Genomic DNA, 25,082 nt, shown 5'->3' on the forward strand with positions numbered 1-25,082 from the left:
GGAGTCCTCAATCTTGATAAAAGTTGCTATAAATTATACGGGTATGAGATTAAATGGATGTTAACTATAAATATCCTTTTTCAGAATACCAACGTAAGGCAAGTTACGATACAAGCCTGCATAGTCCAAACCATAGCCAACAACAAATTCGTTGCGGACATCGAAGCCAACGTAATCGGCATCGATTTCAATCTTCCGTCCACCCTTTTTGTCTAAGAACGTAGCGACTTGCACGGAGTTCGCACCACGATCTTTGAGTAAGTCCTTTAAAAACCGCAGGGACTGACCGGTATCAACGATGTCTTCTAAAATCAAGACATCGCGTCCAGCGACATCCGACTGAACATCCGTTACCAACTGAATTTCATTGGATGATGTTACCCCACCATGGTAGGAAGAAATTTTAATAAATTCTAAATCGACGTACAAATCGATTTCACGGACCAAGTCCGCTGTCCAAAGGTAAGCACCTTTGAGCACTGACAACACGAGAGGCTTTCTCCCCGCATAGTCTTTGGTAATGGTTTGACCAAGGCGAACCGCTGCTTCGTGGATTTGCTCTTGGTCAAATAATACTTCTTCGATATCGTTATTCACTAATTTTCCTCAATTCGCCATACTAACCATTGCTTAGCTACATTCGGACGATCACGTCCGGCGGGCAGGTACCAAGTCTGTTGACCTAGCCAAACAGCCAAAACTGCCTGACTTTGATCTTTTAATAACCAGGTCTTTTCCCGTAATGTGACCGGAATTTTTTTGTCAATTAAGAGACGACGCACTGATTTTGTACCGATTTTCAGAGGGACACGATCATCTTTTTTAGCCAAAGATAACGTTAAAACGCCCACCAAATGTTCGGGTAAAACCAGGGCTTGATCAGCTTTTTGCGGTCTTTTTTGGGTCCACAAAAGCTGGCCACGGTCAAAAAATTGCCATTGGTCTAATTTTAACACAAGTTCTTCGGGCTTTCGGTCATTTTTTACAGTTTTTTCTTCTTTTATAAGTTGAACCTGTGAATAAGCCTTGATCATCATCCAACCATCCCCCAAATCAACCTGACCATTGGGCTTTTGGTCATTGGCTAATAAAGACAAAATGGCGACCATTTGTCCATTTTTGACTTGATAGATGCCCTGATTTTGCAGCCATAGTAAGATTGTTTTCTCCCACCAAGGTTTCGGCACCTGGTGAAAATCAACCTGAAAAACCGGCAAAAATGTCTTCGCCTGATTTTGCAGCAGTTCTTGGTCAACAGCTTCCTGCTTGGCAAAATCAGCTAAGTGCTCTTTCGCTTTGGCATTAATGGTCGCTAAGGCCGGGATGATTTCGTGGCGCAACTGGTTCCGACCCGTATAGCCAGGATCCGCATTCGTCGCATCTTCCCGCCACTCGACCTGATTATCTTTAGCGTAGTTTTTGAGTTCTTCCTTTGAGAAGTCAAGAAAGGGCCGCAAGTAATAATCCGACTGCCCGATCATCCCCGCTTTTTGCTGGGCTAGGCCACCCCGAATTAATTGTAATAATAGTGTTTCGACCTGGTCATCTTGGTGCTGGGCCAAAACAACAGCCCGAGCACCGGTTTCTTTTGCAACTTGGTCAAAAAAATCGTAACGCACCTTTCGTGCCCAGGCCTCCACGCCACTTTTTCCGGGCGCCGTCACCTTTTTAACGTAACAGGGAATTTGACGGGCTTGGCACTGATTTCTCACAAAGATCTCATCGTCATCGGAAGCGGCACCACGCAGTTGATAATTGACATGGGCAACGACCAGATCGATATCCGGTCGATAACGGTTCAATGAATCCAGGAGTGTCATGGAATCAAGGCCACCAGAGACGGCTAGCACCACCTTCTCTGGCCACTCTTTGGCTTTAATTGTCTTTGTAATCGTTTTCTTCATCGCTTTTATTTTACCCATTGTCATCAAGAAAAAGCCACCCTTATCCAGGGTGGCTTTTAGACAATTCATTAAGATTTGTCTGGTAAATTATAAATCGTTTCGTCCTTGCGTGAATAACCGTACTTATCACGCAAAATTTGTTGCAAGTAAGCTGGATCCTTCAATTGGTTCGACGTCTTTTTCAAGGATTTGTTTTCCTTTTGAACGGCTTGAAGGGACAGTTCAGACTTAGTCAGCGTTTGGTTAGCAGCGTGCAGCCGCACCTGCCCCAGCACCAACTGAACCATGAAAACCGCGGCCACAGCAAGACCGATTAAGACAATCCGTCGTTCCCGCAAGTGGTGGGCCCTGGCATAGTGCCTGCGACTCGCTTCACGACGGGCATCGGAGGCAGCAATCTGCTTGGCAATCCGAGCATTTAACGGTCGAATATTCGATTGTCGGTGCTCGTTTTCTACCATCGCCCCACTCCTTATCAGTATTATTTTGACATAATCGCAATAGACTTGCAAGGCGAATTAGCAGGCTTTAGACAAACTTAATCTTCCTTGTCATCTTGCTCATAAGACTCGGAAACAACCTCATACAGATCCTGTGCTTCGTCCTTTTTAACGATTTCGGCCAATTTCAAAACCTTAACCACCAAAGTCTTGTTACCGAAATGAATCGTAATCAAATCATTGGTACCAACATTAGCAGCTGACTTAGCCCGCTTATCGTTGATTTCAATCCGTCCTTGGTCGGCCAAATCCTTGGCAACGGCCCGGCGCTTAATAATCCGTGAAAGCTTTAAAAACTTATCAATTCGCATCAATTTCATCCTTTTTTGTTAGTTGCAAAACAACCAAGAGGAAGTTTCGCAGGTTATTGAGCCAGTATGCTGACTCCTCTTTTAAATTAATAGTTAACGTGACGGCCAGCTGAGCCTGCTTACCATCGACAACTGCCTTGTAAGGGACGTCCTGTAGGGCTTGGAAAATGGTTTCCCCAGCCAATTTGCTAGTCATCGATTCAGCAAAGCGCACCGTGACCTGATTTCGCTGGCGGCGGATTTGCGTGACCTCTGCCAAATCAGCCAAGTTCTTGATTCGAGAAACCAGTAATAGGCGACCAACCTCATCTGGGAAATCACCGAAGCGGTCAATCAAATCAGACTCAACATTCTCGAAGTCTTCATCTGACTTCGCCTGACGAATTTGACGGTAAAGGTCAATCTTTTCCGCCGAATCCGCCACGTAGTCATCGGGCAAGAAGGCCAACACACCCAAAATCAGTTCGGCATCCGTTTGCGTTGTCGTTGCCGGCTTGGTCTGACCCTGCTTTGCAGCAACAGCCTCTTTAAGCATCTGGGTATACAAATCATAACCGACCGAATCAATAAAGCCGTGTTGCTGCTTACCAAGCAAATCGCCGGCACCTCGAATTGACAGGTCGCGCATCGCAATCTTAAAGCCTGAACCCAGTTCCGTAAAGTCCCGAATGGCTTCCAGCCGCTTTTGTCCCTCTTCACTCGGCGTGCGGGTAAATGGATAAGTAAAGTAGGCATAGGCTAACCGGGCTGACCGTCCGACTCGGCCACGAAGCTGGTAAAGCTGTGACAGACCCATGTGATCGGCATTATCAACGATTAACGTGTTCGCATTGGGAATATCGACCCCGGTTTCAATAATCGTAGTTGTTACTAGGACATCGAATTCCTGGTTTAGGAAGGAGTAGAGAATCCCCTCTAATTGAACCTCCGACATCTGGCCGTGGATAACCGCCACCCGAGCATCGGGCACCAAGTCCTGAATCTGGTCCGCAATCCGCTCTAGGTCGGCCACCCGGTTATGCAGGTAGAAGACCTGGCCATTGCGGGCCAACTCCTTGCCAATCACATCACGCACCAATGTCCAATCCAGTTCGACCACGTAGGTCTGAATTGGATAACGGTTCAATGGTGGCGTTTCAATGACGGACAAATCACGGGCACCAACCATCGCCATGTTCAGCGTCCGTGGAATTGGCGTCGCCGTTAACGTCAAGACATCGACGTTGGTCCTGATTTGCTTTAACTTTTCCTTGTGCTTGACGCCAAACCGCTGTTCTTCATCGATGACCAGTAGGCCAAGGTCGGCAAAGGCCACATCGGCACTCAACAGGCGGTGTGTGCCAACGACGATATCGAGTTCGTGGTCCTTTAACGCCTGAATGGTCTGTTTGTTTTCCGCCGCCGTTTGAAAGCGGGACAAGTGGCCAATCCGAATTTCTGGGAAATCAGCAAAGCGTTCGACCATCGTCTCATAGTGCTGTTGAACCAGAATCGTTGTTGGGGCCAAAAAGGCGACCTGCTTACCAGCATGGGCAGCCTTGAAGACTGCTCGCAAGGCAACCTCGGTTTTACCAAAGCCAACATCCCCAACCAGTAGCCGGTCCATTGGCCGTAAGCGCTGCATATCGGCCTTAATTTCTTCAATACTACGAACCTGGTCAGGCGTTTCCGGATAAGGAAAGGCCGTATCAAACTTTAGTTGGGCCGTATCATCGGGTGGAAAGGCATAGCCTTGCTTGGCCTCCCGCTCGGCATAAAGCTCTAACAGCTCGTCGGCAATATCTTCAATCTTATTTTGAACTTGTTTCTTGGTCTTTTGCCATTCGGTCCCGCCCAGTTTGTTAATCTTGGGCTTCTTCCCAGCATCGGATCCACCGATATACTTTTGAATCAGGTTTAACTGAGTGACCGGCAGGAAGATCTTAGCATTCTTTTGGTACAAAATAACCAAATAATCCTGCTTACCACCGTCGGCCTCCAGGCTTTGCAAGCCCTGATACTGACCGATTCCATGGTTAATATGGACAACATAGTCGCCAACCTGAAGCTCATTATAGGACTTCAAACGTTCGGCGTTCGCCATCTTCCGGGACCGACGGGCCACCGGCTTCCGCGCCTTATCAAACAACTCGCGTTCAGTTAAGACCGTTAAATGACTCTTAGGCCACTCAAAGCCGGCCCCCAAGTTACCAATAATTATTTGGACCTGATTGGCCTGAATTTCCCGGTTGATTGGCACCGTCAAATCATGGTCCTTCAGTGTTGCCACAAAGTTTTGCGCCCGGTCATGGTCACTAATTAAAAGCACCATCGTCATCCCGCGGTCTTTTGCAAACTGCAAATCCGGTAAAAGAGCCGGAATCTGACCATAGTATTGGTTTGCTGGCCTGGAGGTGATTTCTTCCAGGTGAGCAAATGTTAACTTATTCAAGCCGCGCTGAAAGTTGGCCAGGTAAAGTTCGGCCTGGTGAACTCGGTCTAAAATAGCCTCCAAGTCATCCTTAATGGCCAATGGTGGCACAATCTGGTAGGTTTCGACCTGCTGATCAAGCCATTCCTGGTCAAGGGTATTCTGCGATAAGGCACTTTCCTGCAGGCGAGCAAAGTCGTCAACAACGAATAATCCTTCTTGACCCAAGTAATCAATCAGCGTCGTCTTCTCTTGGAAAAAATACTGAGCATACGGCAGAATCGATTGGTCCCGGCGCCCTTCATTAAGTGCCGTCTGCGTGCTATCAAAGCCCTCCGTGGCGTGTTTTTTCTCCACTCCCGGCAAACCCTTACGATAAGTCGAAAAGGCCTCCTCCAGACGTTCTTTACCAGCCTGATAGCGGTCTTGGTCAATCACCAAATCAGTCGCTGGCAAGACCGTCACCCCGGTCACCGAATCAGCACTCTTTTGGCTGGACGGATCAAAGGTCTTAATCATATCCAACTCGTCATCAAAAAAATCGAGACGGTAGGGATTGTCAGCCGTTGGTGGAAAGACATCAAAGATGGATCCTCGCTGAGCGTACTCTCCCGGATTTTCCACCCGGACAACCAGCCGGTAGCCCAAGGTTACCAACCGCGCCTTCAAATCCTGAAAGTCATAACTTTCCCCAACCTTCAAGCGCATTTGTGCATTCGTGAAATCAGCCACCTGCGGTTCATAACGAACGAAGGCCGCCAAATTTGTCAGATAAATTCCAGGCCGACCGGTGGCCAAGCCCGTTAAAGCTTCTACCCGATCAGTCACAAAAGAATTGGAAGAAACAGCGAGTTCCGTCGCCAATGCTTCCTCGGCCGAAAACCGGTAAAGGTCCTCCTCGGCTACTAAATCAGCCAGGTCGTTCGCCAAATCCTCCAAGTGGGCCTGAGTATCGGTGAGCACCAAAATCGGCTGTGGCCGCCGTTCATAAATCGCTGCTAACGAAGCCGCCTTTGCTGCCCCATTCACACCCAAAAAAAGCTGGCGCTCGCCAGGCTTTTGTTGTTCGGTTAATTTCGTAATTGTTTCATTGTTCGTTAAATATTTTGTTAACGTCATGCTTACCCATTATATTGATTGCTCAATTCAGCCGCATTTGCCCCATGAACCCAATCCACGAGGGCCTGGTCGACCTTTTTAAAAGTGTCATCCCATGTGGCTAAATCGTCTTTTGAAAATTTACCCAAAACGTAATTAACGACCGACTGATGGTCATGGTCTGGATGGCCAATGCCAAACTTTAAGCGCAAAAAGCCTTGCGTTTTCGTATGGGCCATAATTGATTTTAATCCATTATGCCCACCGGCAGAACCCTTGGCCCGAAATCGAATCTTGCCAAAGGATTGGTCCATATCGTCGGCCAACACGAGAATGTCATCAACATCCCCACCGTAAAAGTCCAAAAAAGCTCGAACCGCCTGGCCAGAATCGTTCATGTAAGTACTTGGCTTGACCAACCAAACCGTTTCCCCATCAATCACAACCTTGGCGGCCGATGCATAAAGTTTCGTTGGTACAAATTCGACCCCCTGACTAGCCGCGAAGTGGTCTAAGGCCATAAAGCCAATGTTGTGTCTTGTCAAATCATAGCTTTCACCAATATTTCCAAGGCCAAAAATAAATTTCATCAGGGTTTCCTTTCAAACATTTCTACTAACATCCTAATCTTATCATTATAACACGCAAGTTTGACACATAAATATGTTAGGATAGAGCAAAGAAAGAACTTTTATAAAGGCAGGCAATCTATGTTTCCAAAGTCTTTGATCGTCCCTAAAAATCAATTACTCACCATCAGCGAAGACACCACTATCAAAGAAGTCTACGAACTGTTTGAAAGTAAAGAAGCCGATCACATCCGTACAATTCCAATTTTAGATACCACCGGGCACCTCTTCCGTGGTAATGTTTACCGTCAACACGTTTATGAGTATATTGCTCGTGGTGGTGATACAAGCAAGCGGGCAACTTCAATCATGCGCAATTCAACCAAGTTTATCTCAACTTCGGCTGATTTCTATGAACTTTTCTTCGCTATTCGTGACCTACCACACATTGCCGTGGTTGATGACGCCCACCATTTTATCGGCGTCCTGACCCACTCCTCTTTAATGGACTTGCTATCACAGTCATGGTCCCTCCAAAAGGGTGGCGTTTCACTGGCAGTCAAGACCAAGCAAGAAGAGCGGGGAAATCTGCAACAAATCACCCGAGTTATCACCCGCTATACTAATATCGAGTCCGTTCTTTCAATCCAAAACGAGAAAAACGAACCGAAATCCATCCTCTTTACCCTGCCACTAACGGAAGACTCCCCCATCCTGCGCAAGATTATCACCAAGCTTGAACGCAAGCGGTTCCAAGTCCAATCCGTTGAAAACTTAAATGAATTTGTTTAGGCACTAAAAAACCGATGACAGTCATGATATGAAGTCCCAATTTCAGGGTTCATATCTTACAGTCATCGGTTTTCTTTTTGATATTCAAATCAAGCACCTGCGATTACCAACACTAAGACAAGGGCAAGCCCCGTCAAAAAGAGGTTACGCGCTGGTAAATCAGCCGACTTATCCAAGTCGGACTCCAAACCAACCGCAAGCGCCTGAGCAAAAACTAATGGGAACAAAACAATCATTGCCCACGCCAGCAGTGGTAGGTAACCTGACAGCGTTAGCAATAAAATTTCTGCATAGGCAAGAACCGGCAAAAGCAAGAAGATTGGGCGGACCCAGCTAGCCCGACTTTGAGCATGCTGGAACTCCTTGGCACTGATTTCTTCTGCGCGAATTTTGCGAACATCCTTGGCGACTGAAATCGACAGCGAAAAGGCAATTAAAGGAAACGCAACCCCGAACCAAACAGTTAACAGTCCCGCAGTTGGCTTGAACTTTGTATTCAAGAACAGCATTAAAATAATTAAAAAGTACGGCAAGATAACGTCAATGCCCCGCTTCAGCCGCAAAATCCAAATCGAGTGGCTTGGGTACTGGTCAAACCACCAGTCGTAGGCAAGCTTAACTACGGCCACCGTCACCACCATCAATAAGCTTGGCCAAAACAAAAGTCGCTGGTAACGCCACCACGAATAGGCAATGCCAACGAGCATTGGCACCACAATGGTCCAAACTCGACTAGTGCGAGCGCGATGATAGATTTCTTTAAGAGTCAATGAAAAATCCTTTCTACGCTCGCCATGACAACAAGCGATTACTTCTTCTGATCACTTTGATTATAAGGAGTCAACCGAATCTTCCCCTGAATGTATTCGCCAACGAAGATATCATTAATTCCAGCATAGCCTTCCGCAATGACCTGATTTTCCAACCAGTCCTCGTCTTGATCAATGGCGTCCAACACATCAAAGTTCGCCTGGCCATCATAAATAATCGGATATTTAGGATTCTGATCGCCATATTCAATCACGGTTAGCTGACCGTTTTGTTCAATCACGGCCCGCTTCACTTTGGAAACATCGTAGACTTCTTGCTCTCGGAGCTTAAACATCAAATCAGAAGCCGACTGGCCGGCCATCACGACAGCATCAACATCAATCTGGCCACGGTCAATCACGACCTTTGGCGTGCCATCAATAATCTTTTTGGCCAAGTGATTGTGTTCCTTTAAGAACTTCAAAATCATGACCCAAAGCGTCCAGATGACCAGCACGATAATAAACTGAAAAACGGTAATCGTTGCCGTATAAATGGTTCCTCCAATGATACCACCTAAAACATAGTTTTGGACTTGGTCTAAGGCATTTGATGGAGCCAAATTTCCTTTTCCAAAAATATTAATTTGAACGATCAAGGCAATCAGGCCGATGCCCAACTTTAAAATAATCGGTAAGTAAAAACTCATCGTTGTACCTCCACATTCGCATTAACCAAATAAACCTGAGTCCGGGTATAGGACTGGCCATCTTTTGAAAGGCCAATTTGGTAATAATTCTTGCCTTCTTTAGCAATCATGCCGTCAACAAGCGAAGTCGAGTTAAAGTAAACGTCGTCGGTTTTAACATGCTGTGCCTTAACATAGTTTTTAACAAAGGCCGTCATCTGACTTTGCTGTGAATTTCTAGTATTTGTGTTTTGCAAATCAGTAAACTGAACGCCCGCGAAAAAAACAAAAAATAAAAAGGCAATAATCGTCAAATCGCGATAACGCGTATTAAAGCGATGGCGAAAAGTTGCTACCAAACCAACAGCCAAAAGAACAAAGGTCAAGGCCACCAGCAAGATCACAACGGTATTGGTTAAGTTATTTTGCTTGGTTAAATAATCAACACTATAAAACGTCATAAGTTCCCTCCGTTACTTTATTCTAGCACAAGGCAGCCATTGGTCCAGCTGATTTTTTTAGAAAAAAAGAAAGAAGTAATCCAAATTGGACTACTTCCTTCTTTAGCACTTATTTCAAAACATTTTTAGCAGAAATGCCCTCAGTTTACATCATGCCTGGCATGCCTTGAGCACCGGCTGCTGGCATTGGTGCGTCTTCCTTTGGCAATTCGGCCACAACGGCTTCCGTCGTCAACAACAAGGCAGAAACAGAGGCAGCATTTTGCAAGGCAGAACGTGTGACCTTGGTTGGATCAACAATTCCAGCCTTGACCATATCAACCCATTCATCCGTCTTGGCATTGTAGCCAGTTCCTTCAGGTTGTTCCTTCAACTTGTTAACAATCACAGAACCTTCCAAGCCCGCGTTCTCAGCGATTTGACGAACTGGCGCTTCAAGAGCGGCCACAACGGTCTTAACACCCGTAGCCACGTCACCTGTTGCTTCAACGGCAGCAGCGGCAGCCATGGCGTTGACCAAAGCAGTTCCACCACCAGCAACGAAGCCTTCCTCAACGGCAGCTCGAGTAGCGTTCAAAGCATCCTCGATTCGGTACTTACGTTCCTTCAATTCCGTTTCAGTAGCAGCCCCAACGTTAATGACAGCCACACCGCCGGCCAACTTTGCCAAACGTTCTTGCAACTTCTCCTTGTCAAATTCTGAGGTGCTGTCGGCAATTTGTTGCTTAATCAAGTCAACCCGTTCCTTCACGGCTGCCTTGTCACCAGCACCTTCGACAACGGTCGTATTATCTTTGGTGATATTGACCTTATTGGCTTGACCCAATTGTTCGATAGTCACATCCTTCAAGTTCAAACCAAGGTCATCCGTGACAACCGTACCACCAGTTAAGATAGCGATATCTTCCAGCATGGCCTTACGACGATCACCAAAGCCAGGTGCCTTGACCGCAACAACATTAAAGGTACCACGCATCTTGTTCAAAACCAAAGTTGGCAAAGCTTCGCCGGTGATGTCGTCGGCGATAATCAGCATTGCCCGACCCTGTTCCACAACTTGTTGCAAGACAGGCAAGATATCTTGGATATTACCAATCTTCTTGTCCGTAATCAAGATGTAAGGGTTGTCCAAATTAGCTTCCATCTTTTCGTTATCAGTAACCATGTACTGTGACATGTAACCACGGTCAAATTGCATTCCTTCGACAACGTTCAAAGTGGTTTCAATTCCCTTTGATTCTTCGATAGTAATCACACCATCGTTACCAACCTTTTCCATTGCTTCAGCGATCAAAGAACCAACTTCATCGCTGGCTGCTGAAATTGAGGCGATTTGGGCAATCTCGTCCTTCGTTGAAACCGTGTGAGACATTTCATGCAACTTCGCAACAGCAGCTGCCGTTGCCTTTTCGATACCCGTTCGAATGCCAACAGGGTTAGCACCAGCCGTCACGTTCTTAAGTCCTTCGCCAACAATCGCTTGAGTCAAAACGGTGGCAGTAGTGGTACCATCACCCGCAATGTCATTAGTTTTTGAAGCGACTTCGGCAACCAACTTGGCACCCATGTTTTCAAAGTGGTCCTCTAATTCAATCGCCTTGGCAATTGTGACCCCATCATTGGTAATAATTGGTGAACCATAAGATTCTTCCAAAACAACGTTGCGACCCTTTGGCCCAATCGTTGTTTTCACAGTGTCGGCCAACTTATCAACTCCGACCTTCATCTTTGAGCGAGCGTCTTCCGCAAACTTCAATTCCTTTGCCATTTTCCCTACTCCTTTAACCAAAACTGATTGAAATCATCATTATTTGTGCTAATTGTCTTGTAATTGTTGTTTAATCAACGATGGCGATAATATCTTTTTCATGGAGAGCCAAGTATGATTGACCATCATAAGTCAATTCCTGACCAGCAAACTTGTCAAATAAAACCTGGTCTCCTTCTTTGACTGTCATGTCCAGCTTCTGGCCTGAATCGGCCACCAAGCCACTCCCTGTTGCCACAACCTTACCGGTTACTGGCTTTTCTTGCGTATTAGCGGCTAAGACAATGCCACCAACTGTCTTTTCACTTTGTTCTGCAACACTGACGACCACGCGGTCTCCTAAGGGCTTTAACATGAATCACAACCTCCGTTTATATTTTTAGCACTCGTACACATCGAGTGCTAATCTGACTTTAGTATAGCACCTAAGACCTATTTGTCAACAAGGTGAAATTCGTTTTATTCAAAAGAAAAAGCCGGCCAAGGCCTCCATCAATAGAGCTCGCACGACTTTTTATACATCTTTATTTTATTTTAAATCAAGTCCCTTATCATGAGGGTATTGAGATAAGGCGGTGTTCGCAGCACCCTTCGTTAACAAAGAGGCGTTATGCTTCGTCCAATTGGAATCAATATCCCGCCCCTTAAAGTAAGTGGCCATCGTTTGATCATATTCCTCAATGGCAGCCTTCATTTGGTCGTCATCGTAATGGTCCTTCATCAATGAACCAGCCAATGGCAACTTAGGTTTGATGCCTGGTTTTTGATCAGGGTAGCCAAGTGAAAAGCCCATAATTGGCTTAACGTATTTTGGCAAGTCCAATTCCTTTTCATAGAGTTCAAAGGCGCCCATTGCACCTGCCATTGTGACAGAACCGATTCCAAGCGATTCAGCCGCCACCTGAGCACGACCTAAGGCAATCGAAGCCGAAACAATCCCGCCCTCCAAATATTGGTAGTGCTGGATGCGTTCTTCCATAATAGCCCGGGTTTCAGCGTCCTGATTTAACAAAACCTTGTGCCAATCGACGGTAACAACAAAATACCGAGTGGCATTTTCGATGTACTTCATCTTCACCTTTTCAGTGACCCGTCTCTTGAGGTCTTGGTCGGTGATTTCAATAAAGGTGACTGGCTGAAAGTTTTGCATATTCGGTCCGGCAAGGGCTGCAGAGAAAATCGCTTCGACTTCCTCATCGGTCACTGGCCGATCGGAGAAAGAGCGGATTGATTGGTGGTCATGTAATTGATCAAGTACTGGATTTTTAATCATGTTTTACCTCACTGATTGGACAATCATTACCTTTATCTTACTATCTATGATACGCTAAATACTATCAATAAAATAGGAGCACCCCATGAAAAAGTTACAGATCCACGTCGGCATGCGGACCGTGAAGACCGCCATTGTTGTGATGTTGGTCTTACTCGTTTATCACTTTGTCGACCGACCAGCGTCGGTTCCCGCCCTGGCGGCCGTCTTCGCCCTTCGAGAAGATTGGGACAATACCATTCAATTTGCCAAAATTCGTTTACTATCAAATAGTGTTGGTGGTTTCTTCTCACTACTTTACTTTTTGATCCGAGAATTTACACACCACAATAGTTGGATGCCAATCGTCATTATTCCAATTTTTGTTATCTGCACGATTGTTATTCTCAACGCTTTAGACTGTAGTCTAGGAATTGTCGGTGGTCTCGCAGCCCTCTTGTTGATTGCTTTGACCATCCCAATGGATGCCACCATCGACTACGTCTTCTTACGAATTGTTGATACTTTTATCGGTGTTTTGTTTGCTATCGGCGTTAATTATTTTGGTATCCCAGAACAGGAAACCAATTAAAAATCAGTTTCGGCCTAAAAGTTAGCCGGTAACAAATCTAATTTTATAGGCAAGAAAAAAAGACTCAGCTGAGTCTTTTTTAATCCATTTCCACTTGATTATCAAGCTTCAATTCGCTTTCAATGGTTGCTAACACGCCATCCTGAACGTTTGTCTTCAACGCCAAACGCTTATGGGCATCGTGCATTAATGGCATAGCATTTGGCATCAGGTAGGAGTTGTCATACTTCGCCAACATCTCCAAATCATTGGTATTATCACCAAAGACCATCACTTCGTTATCCATGACATTGTAATAATCTTGGAGAACTTCCAAGGCCGCCGCCTTATCAACACCCTTTGGCAAAACATCAACGGAACCAAAACCAGAACCGGTGACGTGGACTTCTTCGCCAAAAACTTCCTCTAACTGTTGAACATGTTCTTGCACCTCTTCATGAGGCCAGACGAAAGAAACACCTAAAATCTTATCATCAATCTTCAAGAGTTTTTCGACCTGAACGACATTTGGATAGAACATCGACAGCATTTCCTTAAATTCTTGGCTGACGTGGTTAGAAATATAGGTCCCGTTGACCCCAGCCAAAACAATCACATTGTCAGCTGATTGGGGATTTAAGGCATTCCAATCAATTACCTTGCGAATCTGTTCCGGTGTCAAATAAACCGCATACAACTCTTGGCCCGGTGTTGTTACCACCGACCCGTTGGAACCGACAAAATCGATTTGGTCTAACAAGCCATAAGCGGCCATTGGCTCAAAAAGCTCCTTTAAATTGGCCACTTGTCGACCGGAGGCCGCGACAAAGCGCACGCCTTTTTCCTTTAATTGTGACAAAACCCGGGCAAAGTGTTCTTGATCGTAACTATCTTCACCGGATAAAAACGTACCATCCATATCGGATGCAATCATTTTAATGGTCATTGGATGCCTTTCTTGTCTTGTTTGCTAGTCGACTAGTTCACACAACTAGGGGCTACCATCATCGGCTAGGCAAATTGTTCTAAGTATTTTTGATAGGCTGCCTGGTCGACAACCCAATCCAGCTCCCCAATATAGGCAACCTGTGGGTCATGGTAGGCAAAGCCGTGCTTAAACTTATAAAGACCGTCAGTGTGGTCAAATTCGCCAACACCACCGAAATCATAAGCAACCTTCCCTAAGGAAAGCCCCCACTTCAGCATTTCCCACTGCACGAGGTAGGGACCGTAGTGCTTGGCAAATTCACGGTTTGATCCGGCATACATATACCAAATCTTTTCCCCGTAACCAAAGCCAATTCCAGCCGCAATTACTTGGCCGTCATAATGTGCCAAGAAAACCCGGAACAAATCAGAATCGGCCCATAGTTCTTGCATGCGGTAAAAGTATTCGATTGGCCGATGAGTAATCCCTTGAGCCTTGGCCATCATCGTATAGGTCTTAAAGAAGGCCTCGATGTCTTCCTTACTACGACCAGAGGTAACTGTGACCCCATCCTTGATGGCCCGCCGAATTTGATTGCGATAATCGCTTTTGAAGTGCTTCATCAAGCTGGCTTCATCAGTGATTGGTTGTGCCCCTTCGCCTCGACCATCATAGAACAAAACCACGTTTTTACGTGGTTGAATGTTGCCATGCATATTCTCGACTTTAATATTCCGGGTCACAAAGCCAGCATCTTGATAAGCCTGATCCAAGTCTTGGTTGTAGAGCACTTCCGGATCCATTCGAACCAAAAAGACGTTTTCTGGCAAATTAGCCAACGCTTCTTGAACCAATTCCTTAACCAAGGCAACGTTGGTCACGTCAGCAACGGGTCCCTTTGGGCAATACGCCAACAATTTTCCAGGTACGGCTTCAATAGTTAAGACCGCCATTGCGGCATCAATGTCGCCATCCTGATTTTCATGATAGAGGTATAGGTGGCCCCAATTAGCCTTCAAGTCGCCCCAGAGTGGGTCCTGGGTCACTTGGCCTTTAGCCGCTGTCCTAACAAAGTCTTGGTATCTTTGTACCTGACTTGGCTGTGTTAAATCTAAGACCGTCATATCCTTACTTTCCCGTCGTAATTGAGGCGTAGTTCTGAATAAAGTAAACCAACGTTTGCAGTTCGTTAGTCAAATCAACGTTTTGAACCCGAACACCCTTTGGTACGGAAACCCGCAACGGCGTGAAGTTCATAATCCCCTTGACCCCAGCGGCTACCAAGGTATCCGTAATTTCCTGGGCAACACCTTGTGGCACCGTCAAAATGGCGATGTTAATCCGTTGGGCCTTGATTTGCTCTTCCAATTCACTCATGTCATAAATTGGTACCCCGGACAAAATCTTGCCCCGGTTTTCATTAATATCAAAAGCAGCGGCAATTCGCATGTTTGATGATTGGTGGAAGTTGAAGTTCAAAAGGGCCTGGCCCAAATGACCAACCCCAATCAAAGCCACGTTAATCAATGAATTTTGGTCCAAAACCTTGGCGAAAAATTCTAACAGGGCCTCAACGTCGTAACCATAGCCACGTTTGCCTAAAGCACCAAAATATGAAAAATCACGGCGAATTGTTGCCGCATCAAACTTGGTTGCTTCAGCCAATTCAGCAGAAGAAATCCGGTTGGTGCCGGCATCATTTAAAAACGTTAAATAACGGTAGTAGATGGGCAACCGCTTAGCGGTTGCTCGTGGAATCTTTGCTTGCTCGTCCATGGCGTCTCCATTTCACTTTGTGAACTAAATTATATTTATTATAGCATAGATTGTGGGTTTTCCTATCTATTCGCTCATTTTTCACAAATATTTTTATTCATTATCCTGCTGGTTGAGGTCTGCTAATGGAAAATCAAGGCCAGGATTTGTGTTCAAATCAAGATCGGCAAAAATCTTGTCTTCGTAGTTCCAATAGCCCGCTGCGCCAATCATGGCTGCATTATCGCCAGTATACTGCTTGGGTACTGGGATAAAGTCAACGGCTGGAAAATCATCCATTAAATCAGTCAACGCTGCACGCAGTCCGCTGTTAGCAGCGACACCACCAGCTAGGACCAGCGACTTCACTGGGAAATCAGTCAAGGCCCGCTTTGTGCGACCGACCAGTGCCTTAATCACCGCAGCCTGGAAAGAAGCCGCGAGGTCCTCTTCCTTGATGGTTTCACCACGCTGCTCGGCGTTGTGAACTTGGTTGATGACCGCTGATTTTAAACCGGAAAAGGAAAAGTCATACCCGGCCTCTTTGGCCATCGCCTGTGGAAAATCGATGGTGACCTGACCCTGATGAGCCAATTCATCAATTGCCTTCCCGGCAGGATATGGCAAGTTCAACAACCGGCCGACCTTGTCATAGGATTCACCGGCCGCATCGTCAAAGGTCTCACCCAGAATATGAAAATCATTGGGTTCTTTCATCAAGACCAATTCCGTATGGCCACCGGAAACCATCAATGCCAAAGCCGGAAAGACAATTGACCGGTTAAAATTAGCGGCAGCAATGTGACCGGCCAAGTGGTTGACCGGAATCAACGGCAGGTTATGGGCCATTGCAAAGGTTTTTGCCCCCATTAGACCAACTAACAAGGAGCCAACCAATCCTGGGCCGTAGGTCACGGCGACACCGTCGAGGTCTTCTGGTTGAACCTTTGCATCCGCTAAGGCGATGTCTAAGGTTTTCGTAATCCATTCCAGGTGGTGGCGGGAAGCAACCTCCGGCACGATGCCACCAAAACGTTGGTGTGAATTAATCTGGGTCGCCACCGCATTGCTCAAGACGGTCTGGCCGTCCTTGACAACGGCCACTGAGGTCTCGTCAGCACTTGATTCAAAGGCAATTAAAGTTGTCATAAATTCTTCTCCATTAGGATGGCTGTTTGGCCATCATGGTAATAACCATCACGACGGGCATAAATTTCAAAGCCAAATTTTTCATACAGGTGCCGGGCAGCAACATTGTTTTCGGCAACTTCCAAATAGGCCTTTCGCTCGTTATTTTGCTCACAGAAAGCCCGCATTAGTTCGCGAGCAATCCCTTGCCCCTGGAAAGCCGGATCAACGGCCAAAAAAGAGAGGTCCACCTCATCCAAGATGGCACGGTAAGATAAAAAGCCGACGATTTTAGTTTCCTCAGCAGCCCCATCATCTAAATCAGTTTTGGCGGGCGCCTGTGCATTGATTTCTGCTAATAAATAGGTCACCCGCCCCGCAGTCAATTGCTCATCAATCAACCGCTTTGGTACCTGATCCCTTGAAAAAGCCGCCAAAGCAATTTGATGGATTCTTTGGCTATCATCGATTGTTGCTGTTTTAATGTTCAAGGTCGAGCACCATTGAAATTGCATCTTCCTGGTTATCAATATAGTAATGTTCCACAACATCCACAACCGTAAAACCATGGCGGTCGTAGAGTGCCAAAGCACCGGTATTCGACCGTCTTGCCTCCAAGGAAAGCTCCTTTAAGCCGATTTCACGCGCAACTGCCTTCGCCGTGTTAATCAAACATGAGCCAACCTGTTGTCCCTGCCAAACCGGCAACACGGCGATATTGGCAATATGTAAATCAGAAACCAAATCACGCTTGACCAAAGCAATAAAGGCAATGACCTGGTCCTTTCTCAAAGCGACCAAGTATAGTCGATCCTTTTCTTGGGTTAATTCATGGTAGAAATCGCGCGAAACCCAAGGAGCATAGCCATTGTAGACTGCCTCTTGAATCGCGACAAGTCCGGGAATATCAGAAACAGTTGCTACTCGTAATAATAATTCTTCCCCAGCTGCTTCAAAAGTCTCACCGGGAAAATCGACCAAGGTCTGGGCGACCGGCCGCGCTTTCAGTCTTCTCTTAAACTTTAAAAACATAGGGTTTGTCCTGCCCGTCGTCTTGATGATTTTGTTCCCAGTTTAATTCCGCCTGGGTTTTTCTTAAGTACGATGGCGTCAAGTCATCGATATTTTCCACGGGGGTAGTCGTTTGCGCCAAGGCCAACAGCCCAGTCCCCGTTGGCAATGACTGGTCATGGTCCAAAATTGTGAGGGGCTGATTTGCTAAGGCCTCTTCAATCGTGTCTTGAAAATGTAAACCATCCCCAACCACAACCACCGGCTCGGCCACCTGGCTGACAAGGTCCAAGACCTCTTCCAGTGGATAATGGCCATCCTCCAAGACAACCGTGTCACCCAAATAAGCACCAGCAAAAACATTTTGATTGCGCGCATCAAAGAGAGCCAACACAACCGTGTCCTTGGTTAGCTTACCCGGATGGGGATTTTGTACCGTGGAGTCCTCAGCTGCTAAGTCACCAGATTGCTGCTTCAATTGCACTTGCTTGGCCAAACTTTGCAAAGACGAGATGGCCAGGAGTGGCTTTTTCAGCGTGTCCGCTAAGACCTTACCAACCGTCAGCCCAATGCGCAGGCCCGTGAAAGATCCCGGACCCTTGGCAACGGCAATTTGGTCGATATCTTGTACCGTTAGCTCCTGAGCCGCCAGAAGCGACTTAATCGCTGGCAAAAGATCAATCGAATGATTTTTTGGCTTGTCCGTTTGGAACGTGTCGAGTAATTGGCCGTCTTGGCCTAAGCCGACGAGCAGTGGTTGGTTACTTGTATCAATCACCAAAATATTCATGAAAGCCCTCCCGTGTCATCGACGCCAATTAACATCGATACTTTTCTTCATTTTACTAAAAATCATTCTTAATTCAAATAAAAAAAGCCGCCAAAGTGCGACCTTTCGTCGAAAATAATCTAAAATCAGCTTTGGTTACTTAACCAAGCCTTCATCCTTCATGACCTTTGCCACTGCTGCCAAGGCATCCTTTGCATCGTCACCATCAGCCTTGATAGTCACGTCTGCACCATGGCCAACACCGAGTGACATCACACCCATGATTGACTTCAAATTAACTTCCTTGCCTTGGTATGACAAGGTAACTTCTGAAACAAACTTTGAAGCTGCCTGTACTAATAAAGTAGCTGGACGGGCATGAATCCCTGTCTCTGAAATGATGTTGAACTCTTGTGTTTCTGCCATAATATTCTCCTTTTTGGAAAAGTCTTTTATTCAGTTTTAGTTTATCAAAGCGCTTACAAAATAGCAAGGTAAATCTCTTTTATTACAGAGTAAATCGCTGGCCACCACTAGCTTTGCCTAACCGATTGTTATATGCCTTACCCAAATCGATGTCCGGCATCACCTGGCCATAGATTTTGCCAACAGCAGCCTGGTCATCAAAGTAGCGCAACCCAGCAAAGAGGTTTTCACTCGCACTGGCCAAATCAGCTCCTAGAGACCACGATGGCACGGTTTTTGGTAATGCTGCCAGCAGCTCCTCTGAAGCCATGATGGCATCGCCCTCTTGCAGACTGTCCTTAAGGTCATTGAAGTCCAATGGGTCAAAGACAATCACGGGCTTATCCGGTGCATAATGCCGGTACTTCATCCCCGGAGCCTTTGGTGTTTCATCGGCCGCCAAGGACTTTTGACTAGTTCCATCGATGACTTTCTTCCCCAAGACCACCGTCAACATCTTTTGACTGACGGCTCCCGTACGCAAGATGGTTGGCTCGGCTGCCGTCAAATCGATAACCGTTGATTCCAAGCCCACTTGGGTTGGACCATCATCCAAAACAGCAGCAATCTTCCCATCCATATCATGATGAACGTGAGCGGCCGTCGTTGGCGATGGCTTGCCAGAAAGGTTAGCAGATGGACCAACAATTGGCGTCCCCGCCTGGCGGATCATTGCCCGCGTTGCTTGGTTATCTGGCATACGAACGGCCGCCGTTTGCAGGCCACCCGTCACCAGCATCGAAACTGCATTTTCCTTAATCGGTAAAATGATGGTCAGCGAACCCGGCCAAAACGTGTTCATCAACTGTCTTGCTTGGTGAGAAACCTCAACGTAAGAAGACAATTGGCTCGCATCCCCAACCGTCATAATCAACGGATTATCGGCTGGCCGACCCTTTGCCGTAAAGACAGCTTGGACGGCTTCGTCGTTAGTAGCATCCGCGCCCAAACCATAAACTGTTTCAGTTGGAAAGGCAACCACCTCACCCGCCTGAATCAGCGCTGCTGCCTCTGCGATATCTGTACTATTGTTTTGTAAATCTTTCGTTTTCATTTTTTTAACTGTACCCGGATCATCCGGTCAAGACCGGCTAAATCCTGCTTCAATGTCACTGTTGCTGTTGGTAATTGGTCTTGGAAGACCTTCGTTAACGCTTCGCCTTGATCATAGCCAATTTCAAAGTAGGCGACCCCGCCTGGCGTCAGCTGTTTTTCTAAGCCATGCGCCATTCGTTCATAGAGGGCTTTGCCACCATTTGGGGCGTACAAGGCCAAATCAGGCTCGAAGGCCACCACTGATTTATCCATTTCTTCCTGTCCATCCGGTCGGATATAAGGCGGGTTAGAAACGATAACGTCAAAGCGCTGGTCGGCCACAGCCGTAAAGAGGTCGGATTGCATCAAGCCAACGCGGTTCGCCAATTCGAATTGGTGGCGGTTCTTCTTGGCCACTGCCAAAGCGTCCAACGAAATATCAAGGCCAATTCCTCGAGCATCTGGCAATTCCTGAGCCAGCGTCAAGATAATCGCGCCAGACCCTGTCCCAACGTCTAAAACGGTTGGTGCCTGTTCACCCTTGGCCTTTAAATCAGCCAAAACCCAGTCAACCAATAGTTCCGTTTCTGGACGGGGAATCAAGACCCGGTCATCAACCACGAACTCGCGACCATAAAAGGGTGCCTGTCCGAGAACATACTGGGCGGGAACGCCCTTGAGCAACTGGGCAATCCATGTTGGCCAGCGCTTGGCTAGCCAGGGGTGCATTTGCCGGGTTAGGTTGGCCCGCAGCATCCCGTAGTTCACTTTCAAAGCGCCTGTTAAAAGAAAGTCAACGTTATCACTCGCCTCATCTGCATCCAAACCGGCCGCCGTCAGTTCCTTGAGCGCCCACTTGCGTGCTTCTAAAAGCGAAATCTGAACCGGTTTTTCGGAGCCTGCCTGATTTAGCCGATGTGACTGTTGCCAGTCAGTTTTTTCTTGTGTCATTATTGCTGATTTAACTCCGCCAACTTAGCTGTTTGTTCGGCTAAGACCAAAGCATCAATGATTTCATCTAAGTCACCGGCAATAATCCGATCCAACTTATTCAAAGTCAAGCCAATGCGGTGGTCTGTCACCCGGTTTTGTGGGTAGTTATAAGTTCGAATTCGTTCGGACCGCGCCCCAGAGCCAACAGCAGTTTTCCGCTGTTCAGCATACTCCGCCTCGTTTTCCTGGGCAAAGTGGTCGTAAACACGGGCGTTCAAAATCTTCCAGGCCCGGGCCCGGTTTTGTTGCTGGGACCGTTCGTCTTGCATGGCCACCGTAATTCCTGTTGGTTCGTGGGTCAAGCGAATCGCTGAAGACGTCTTGTTAACGTGCTGACCACCGGCACCAGATGACCGGTAAACATCCTCACGGACATCTTTTGGATCAATTAATCCTTCTGCATCGACTTCTTCGAACTCTGGCATCACACCAACTGTAGCGGTTGAGGTGTGGATTCGACCTTGCGTTTCCGTTGATGGCACTCGCTGCACTCGATGGGCACCCGATTCAAACTTCAGCTTTGAATAAACGTTGTTCCCAACAATCATCGCCACGACTTCCTTATAGCCACCCACTTCAGTTGTCGTTTCATCAACAATCTGCAATGACCAGCCCTGATTTTCGGCGTAACGGCGGTACATTCCTAGCAAATCAGCCGCAAACAAGGACGACTCGTCGCCACCCGCAGCACCACGAATTTCCATAATGATGTTTTTATCATCATTGGGATCAGTGGGCAACATCAAAACTTTTAGCTTTTCCTCTAATTCGGCCTTTTCGGGTTTGAGTGTCGCCAGATCTTCCTTGGCTAATTCACCCATTTCAGCATCCCCTAAGAGTTCTTCGGCCTCAAGCAAGTCGTTGACGACCTGTTGGTAGCGCTTGAAGGTTTCAACCGTTTCGCGAATGCCACCCGCTTCTTTTGACAGCGCCATGTAATTCTTTGAATCGCTCATGACTTCGGGATCGGCTAGCATTTGATTCAATTCATCGTAACGGTCCACGACCGCTTGTAATTGTGAAAATATCGGATCCATCGTGTCTCCTTAATTCTTTGGAATCATTTCTAAAATTGGGTGGTACCAATGTTTGCGGCAGGTTGGCAAGTACGACTCATCCCCCCCGATTTGCACCTGGTTACCAGAATACTGCGGTTGACCATTGGCAATTCGCAGTTGGGTCGTTGCCTTTTTACCACAAAACGAGCAAATCGTTTTCATCTCTTCAAGCTTATCGGCAATCTCCAACAAGCGACGTGACCCTTCAAACAGGTGGTTAAAGGCATCCTGCTTCAGGCCAAAGGCCATCACAGGCAAGTTTAAATCATCGACTACGTAGGCCAATTGATCGACCTGATTCGCCATTAAAAATTGCGCCTCATCAACCAAAACAGCCGCTAATTTATCGTTCTTGCGGGCCTTAATCATTTTATAGAGATTTTCATCCTCGGCCACAACCGTTGCTGGTCGCTTTAACCCAATTCGTGAGGCAATAACGCCAATCCCATCGCGGTCATCCACTAAGGGCGTTAGCAACAAGACCTCTTTGTCTTGAGATTCATAATTATGAGCAACTTTCAAAATTTCAATTGATTTGCCAGAGCCCATCGCCCCATATTCAAAGTACAGTTGTGCCACGTTTTCGCCTCACTTGTTCCATCTATTCTATCAATCTATTATAGCAATTTTTTAATCATAACTCGACTGCCTAGACCATTTTAGGGAAAATTCGCATGGCGCATGGTAAAATAAGAGTTTAGAAAAAGGGGGACTTTTTTATGTCAGTAAAAAGTCAGTTAGCCAAATTTACGGCCAAAAGTAGTCATTTTTTGCTCCGCAATATCTTAAAGCGCGGTGGCACTTCTTTGCCTGGCAAGCTAGCCGTTAAGATTGATCCAGAAGTTTTACAGACCATTGAAAAAGAATTTGACCTAGTGATTGTCACGGGGACAAATGGAAAAACGTTGACAACCGCTTTGATTACCCGGGTCTTACGAGCCGGCGGTTACACTGTGGTGACCAACCCATCTGGTTCCAACATGGTCCAGGGAATTGTTGGTACGCTTCTAACGACAAAGGTAAAGCCATCACCCAATGGAAAAAAGCCAGTTGCCGTCTTGGAAGTTGATGAAGCTAATGTTTTGTCTTTGGCAAAGGCCATTGAACCGAAATACTTCGTTTTGACCAACCTCTTCCGCGATCAACTCGACCGCTACGGTGAAATTTATTCCACTTACGATAAGATTATCGCCGGCATTAACCAGGCACCAAACGCAACGGTAATTACCAACGCTGATTCGCCCATCTTTGCTCGCGGTTCTTACTCAAATCAGCGGATTTACTATGGCTTTGACAACGTCAAGGAAGCTGATTTTAAAGACTTAAAGGCGCCAACAAACACGGATGGTATCCTTTCCCCAACGGACAATTCCGTCCTCCATTATGACTTCATTACTTATGCCAACCTCGGCCGCTATTTCTCAACAACCGACGGTTTCAAGCGTCCCAAGCTTGACTATGCCGTAACGGCATTAAACGAGTTAACACCAAAGTCTTCTGCCTTCGACCTCGATGGCACATCATACAAGATTGCTATTGGCGGCCTCTACAACATCTACAATGCATTGGCAGCCTACGCTGTTGGCCGGACCTTTGATGTCAGCCCTGCTGATATCAAGAAAGCCTTTGAAGAGGACAAGCAGGTCTTCGGCCGCCAGGAATCACTTGACGTCGATGGCAAGGATGTCACGATTTTGCTCATCAAAAATCCCGTTGGGACGAACTCCGTTATCGATATGATGGAAACGGAAAAAGATCCCTTCACTTTAATTACGTTGCTCAATGCCAATTATGCGGATGGAATTGATACTTCTTGGATTTGGGACGCCGAATTTGAGCGCCTGCATGATTCAAAATTAGTCTCCTTGTCAACCGGTGGCGAGCGCTACAAAGACGTCACTGTTCGCCTGAAGATGGCCGGCTTTAAGCTCGACGGTACCTACCAAAAGACGGAAGATATCTTAAAAGCAATCGACCATGCACCAACCAAAAAGGTTTATCTGGCCGCTACTTACACGGCGATGCTCCAAATTCGAGCCGTCTTAAAAAACCATGGTTACATTCAGGAGGAATATTAATGGCTGACTACACGCTTGAACTAGCCCACCTCTACGGTGATTTAATGAACACCTACGGCGATTATGGCAACATCATTGCTCTCCGCTACTATGCCAAGCAAATTGGCGTCGACGTTGACGACCGCCTCGTTTCGCTCAATGATGACTTCAATCCCAAAGCTTACGACTTTGTCCTCTTTGGCGGAGGCCAGGACTACGAAGAAACCATCGTGGCTAACGATTTGAAAGCCAAGGCCGATGGCCTAAAAGAATACATCGAAAACGATGGTCCACTTTTAGCCGTCTGCGGTGGTTTCCAACTGCTAGGTCATTATATGGAAATGGCCGATGGCACCAAAGTTGATGGTATCGGGGTCATGGACCACTACACCACTAATATGACCGATGACCAAGTCAAAACCCTCAAGGGTAGCCGGCTAACTGGTGACATCGTCATCAAAAATAACGAGACTGGCGAAGAATACCACGGCTTTGAAAACCACCAAGGTCGGACCTTTTTAGGCAAGGGCGAAAAGGCCTTGGGAACCGTCACCACCGGCCAAGGCAATAATGGCATGGACAAGACCGAGGGCGTGATTTATCATAACGTTTACGGTTCTTACTTCCACGGCCCAATCTTTACCCGTAATGGTAATCTGGCAAAGCGCGTCTTAGCAACCGCCTTGTCTCGCAAATATCCAGATGTTGATTGGCAAGCCAAGTTGGATCAAGTTCCTGCCGAAACTTTCTAAAAATCAGCAACACAAAAGCCTCCAAAAATTTGGAGGCTTTTTTTGAACCAGTCATAA

General features: G+C 46.6%; 28 protein-coding genes. 4 read left to right on the plus strand and 24 right to left on the minus strand.

The window, feature by feature from the left end:
• Positions 1-60: 60 nt before the first annotated feature.
• The 6 genes from hpt to pth form a co-directional block, all read right to left on the minus strand.
• A complete protein-coding gene (hpt, locus tag FT12353_RS04255; RefSeq protein ID WP_059393735.1) occupies positions 61-597 on the minus strand; it encodes a hypoxanthine phosphoribosyltransferase in 537 nt (178 codons plus the stop codon).
• Positions 597-1,973: a tRNA lysidine(34) synthetase TilS gene (gene tilS, locus FT12353_RS04260; protein ID WP_203618656.1), complete on the minus strand. Its 1,377-nt coding sequence runs from the start codon at positions 1,971-1,973 to the stop codon at positions 597-599. The genes hpt and tilS overlap by 1 nt, the downstream gene beginning before the upstream one ends.
• The gene (locus FT12353_RS04265) at positions 1,973-2,365 is read right to left on the minus strand and encodes an FtsB family cell division protein (protein ID WP_168778749.1); all 393 of its coding nucleotides are present in this window, start codon (positions 2,363-2,365) and stop codon (positions 1,973-1,975) included. The genes tilS and FT12353_RS04265 overlap by 1 nt, the downstream gene beginning before the upstream one ends.
• Before the next feature lie 77 nt (positions 2,366-2,442).
• Entirely contained in the window at positions 2,443-2,715 is a 273-nt protein-coding gene (locus FT12353_RS04270; protein ID WP_203618658.1) for an RNA-binding S4 domain-containing protein, read from the minus strand.
• The gene (gene mfd / locus FT12353_RS04275; protein WP_203618660.1) at positions 2,705-6,244 is read right to left on the minus strand and encodes a transcription-repair coupling factor; all 3,540 of its coding nucleotides are present in this window, start codon (positions 6,242-6,244) and stop codon (positions 2,705-2,707) included. The genes FT12353_RS04270 and mfd overlap by 11 nt, the downstream gene beginning before the upstream one ends.
• A 2-nt stretch (positions 6,245-6,246) precedes the next feature.
• On the minus strand, positions 6,247-6,813 hold the full coding sequence (pth, locus tag FT12353_RS04280) for an aminoacyl-tRNA hydrolase (RefSeq protein ID WP_047974681.1): 567 nt from the start codon (positions 6,811-6,813) through the stop codon (positions 6,247-6,249).
• 120 nt (positions 6,814-6,933) lie between these two features.
• Between pth and cbpA the strand changes: the two genes are divergently transcribed.
• Positions 6,934-7,584 carry a cyclic di-AMP binding protein CbpA gene (gene cbpA, locus FT12353_RS04285; RefSeq protein ID WP_047974680.1) on the plus strand — a complete coding sequence of 217 codons (651 nt, stop codon included), beginning with the start codon at positions 6,934-6,936 and terminating at the stop codon, positions 7,582-7,584.
• A gap of 89 nt (positions 7,585-7,673) precedes the next feature.
• Here cbpA and FT12353_RS04290 read toward each other — a convergent pair whose 3' ends face one another.
• The 6 genes from FT12353_RS04290 to FT12353_RS04315 all read right to left on the minus strand — a co-directional run bounded on the left by FT12353_RS04290 (position 7,674) and on the right by FT12353_RS04315 (position 12,521).
• Positions 7,674-8,354, minus strand: coding sequence for a hypothetical protein (locus FT12353_RS04290; protein ID WP_059393740.1), 681 nt, complete (start codon positions 8,352-8,354; stop codon positions 7,674-7,676).
• A 38-nt stretch (positions 8,355-8,392) separates the two neighbouring features.
• Entirely contained in the window at positions 8,393-9,043 is a 651-nt protein-coding gene (locus FT12353_RS04295; RefSeq protein WP_047974678.1) for a DUF421 domain-containing protein, read from the minus strand.
• Positions 9,040-9,483: a DUF3290 domain-containing protein gene (locus FT12353_RS04300; RefSeq protein ID WP_059393741.1), complete on the minus strand. Its 444-nt coding sequence runs from the start codon at positions 9,481-9,483 to the stop codon at positions 9,040-9,042. The genes FT12353_RS04295 and FT12353_RS04300 overlap by 4 nt, the downstream gene beginning before the upstream one ends.
• A gap of 145 nt (positions 9,484-9,628) precedes the next feature.
• Positions 9,629-11,251, minus strand: coding sequence for a chaperonin GroEL (gene groL, locus FT12353_RS04305; protein ID WP_059393742.1), 1,623 nt, complete (start codon positions 11,249-11,251; stop codon positions 9,629-9,631).
• A gap of 70 nt (positions 11,252-11,321) precedes the next feature.
• The gene (gene groES / locus FT12353_RS04310) at positions 11,322-11,606 is read right to left on the minus strand and encodes a co-chaperone GroES (RefSeq protein ID WP_059393743.1); all 285 of its coding nucleotides are present in this window, start codon (positions 11,604-11,606) and stop codon (positions 11,322-11,324) included.
• A gap of 174 nt (positions 11,607-11,780) precedes the next feature.
• The gene (locus FT12353_RS04315; RefSeq protein ID WP_203619004.1) at positions 11,781-12,521 is read right to left on the minus strand and encodes a nitroreductase family protein; all 741 of its coding nucleotides are present in this window, start codon (positions 12,519-12,521) and stop codon (positions 11,781-11,783) included.
• Positions 12,522-12,609: 88 nt separating this feature from the next.
• Between FT12353_RS04315 and FT12353_RS04320 the strand changes: the two genes are divergently transcribed.
• Positions 12,610-13,095: an FUSC family protein gene (locus FT12353_RS04320; RefSeq protein WP_059393744.1), complete on the plus strand. Its 486-nt coding sequence runs from the start codon at positions 12,610-12,612 to the stop codon at positions 13,093-13,095.
• Between the two features lie 79 nt (positions 13,096-13,174).
• Here the strand turns inward: FT12353_RS04320 and FT12353_RS04325 are convergent, their stop codons facing one another.
• The 12 genes from FT12353_RS04325 to FT12353_RS04380 all read right to left on the minus strand — a co-directional run bounded on the left by FT12353_RS04325 (position 13,175) and on the right by FT12353_RS04380 (position 22,795).
• Positions 13,175-14,020, minus strand: a complete 846-nt coding sequence (locus FT12353_RS04325) for a Cof-type HAD-IIB family hydrolase (RefSeq protein WP_203618662.1) — start codon at positions 14,018-14,020, stop codon at positions 13,175-13,177.
• Positions 14,021-14,085: 65 nt separating this feature from the next.
• Complete coding sequence (locus FT12353_RS04330) at positions 14,086-15,126, minus strand: lipid II:glycine glycyltransferase FemX (protein ID WP_203618676.1); 1,041 nt, start codon at positions 15,124-15,126, stop codon at positions 14,086-14,088.
• Between the two features lie 4 nt (positions 15,127-15,130).
• A complete protein-coding gene (locus tag FT12353_RS04335; RefSeq protein WP_047974671.1) occupies positions 15,131-15,778 on the minus strand; it encodes a redox-sensing transcriptional repressor Rex in 648 nt (215 codons plus the stop codon).
• Positions 15,779-15,871: 93 nt separating this feature from the next.
• The gene (gene tsaD / locus FT12353_RS04340) at positions 15,872-16,906 is read right to left on the minus strand and encodes a tRNA (adenosine(37)-N6)-threonylcarbamoyltransferase complex transferase subunit TsaD (protein WP_203618690.1); all 1,035 of its coding nucleotides are present in this window, start codon (positions 16,904-16,906) and stop codon (positions 15,872-15,874) included.
• On the minus strand, positions 16,903-17,376 hold the full coding sequence (locus tag FT12353_RS04345) for a GNAT family N-acetyltransferase (RefSeq protein ID WP_203618698.1): 474 nt from the start codon (positions 17,374-17,376) through the stop codon (positions 16,903-16,905). Before FT12353_RS04345 ends, tsaD begins: the two co-directional genes overlap by 4 nt.
• Positions 17,366-17,917, minus strand: coding sequence for a ribosomal protein S18-alanine N-acetyltransferase (gene rimI, locus FT12353_RS04350; protein WP_203618707.1), 552 nt, complete (start codon positions 17,915-17,917; stop codon positions 17,366-17,368). Before rimI ends, FT12353_RS04345 begins: the two co-directional genes overlap by 11 nt.
• The gene (gene tsaB / locus FT12353_RS04355; RefSeq protein ID WP_203618715.1) at positions 17,901-18,686 is read right to left on the minus strand and encodes a tRNA (adenosine(37)-N6)-threonylcarbamoyltransferase complex dimerization subunit type 1 TsaB; all 786 of its coding nucleotides are present in this window, start codon (positions 18,684-18,686) and stop codon (positions 17,901-17,903) included. The genes rimI and tsaB overlap by 17 nt, the downstream gene beginning before the upstream one ends.
• 135 nt (positions 18,687-18,821) lie before the next feature.
• Positions 18,822-19,091, minus strand: coding sequence for a phosphocarrier protein HPr (locus tag FT12353_RS04360; RefSeq protein ID WP_047974667.1), 270 nt, complete (start codon positions 19,089-19,091; stop codon positions 18,822-18,824).
• An 82-nt stretch (positions 19,092-19,173) separates the two neighbouring features.
• Complete coding sequence (locus FT12353_RS04365; RefSeq protein ID WP_203618723.1) at positions 19,174-20,184, minus strand: L-threonylcarbamoyladenylate synthase; 1,011 nt, start codon at positions 20,182-20,184, stop codon at positions 19,174-19,176.
• Entirely contained in the window at positions 20,181-21,116 is a 936-nt protein-coding gene (gene prmC, locus FT12353_RS04370; RefSeq protein ID WP_203618730.1) for a peptide chain release factor N(5)-glutamine methyltransferase, read from the minus strand. Before prmC ends, FT12353_RS04365 begins: the two co-directional genes overlap by 4 nt.
• Positions 21,116-22,195: a peptide chain release factor 1 gene (gene prfA / locus FT12353_RS04375; RefSeq protein WP_059393753.1), complete on the minus strand. Its 1,080-nt coding sequence runs from the start codon at positions 22,193-22,195 to the stop codon at positions 21,116-21,118. The genes prmC and prfA overlap by 1 nt, the downstream gene beginning before the upstream one ends.
• Positions 22,196-22,204: 9 nt before the next feature.
• On the minus strand, positions 22,205-22,795 hold the full coding sequence (locus FT12353_RS04380; protein WP_059393754.1) for a thymidine kinase: 591 nt from the start codon (positions 22,793-22,795) through the stop codon (positions 22,205-22,207).
• Positions 22,796-22,935: 140 nt separating this feature from the next.
• On the opposite strand from FT12353_RS04380, the gene FT12353_RS04385 reads away from it, so the two are divergent.
• Together FT12353_RS04385 and FT12353_RS04390 are read left to right on the plus strand one after the other, a co-directional pair.
• A complete protein-coding gene (locus FT12353_RS04385; RefSeq protein ID WP_203618732.1) occupies positions 22,936-24,294 on the plus strand; it encodes a Mur ligase family protein in 1,359 nt (452 codons plus the stop codon).
• On the plus strand, positions 24,294-25,025 hold the full coding sequence (locus FT12353_RS04390; protein WP_168778760.1) for a type 1 glutamine amidotransferase: 732 nt from the start codon (positions 24,294-24,296) through the stop codon (positions 25,023-25,025). The genes FT12353_RS04385 and FT12353_RS04390 overlap by 1 nt, the downstream gene beginning before the upstream one ends.
• Positions 25,026-25,082 lie beyond the last annotated feature (57 nt).

This window comes from Fructobacillus tropaeoli (genome assembly GCF_016860625.1).
Classification (GTDB): Bacteria; Bacillota; Bacilli; order Lactobacillales; family Lactobacillaceae; genus Fructobacillus; species Fructobacillus tropaeoli.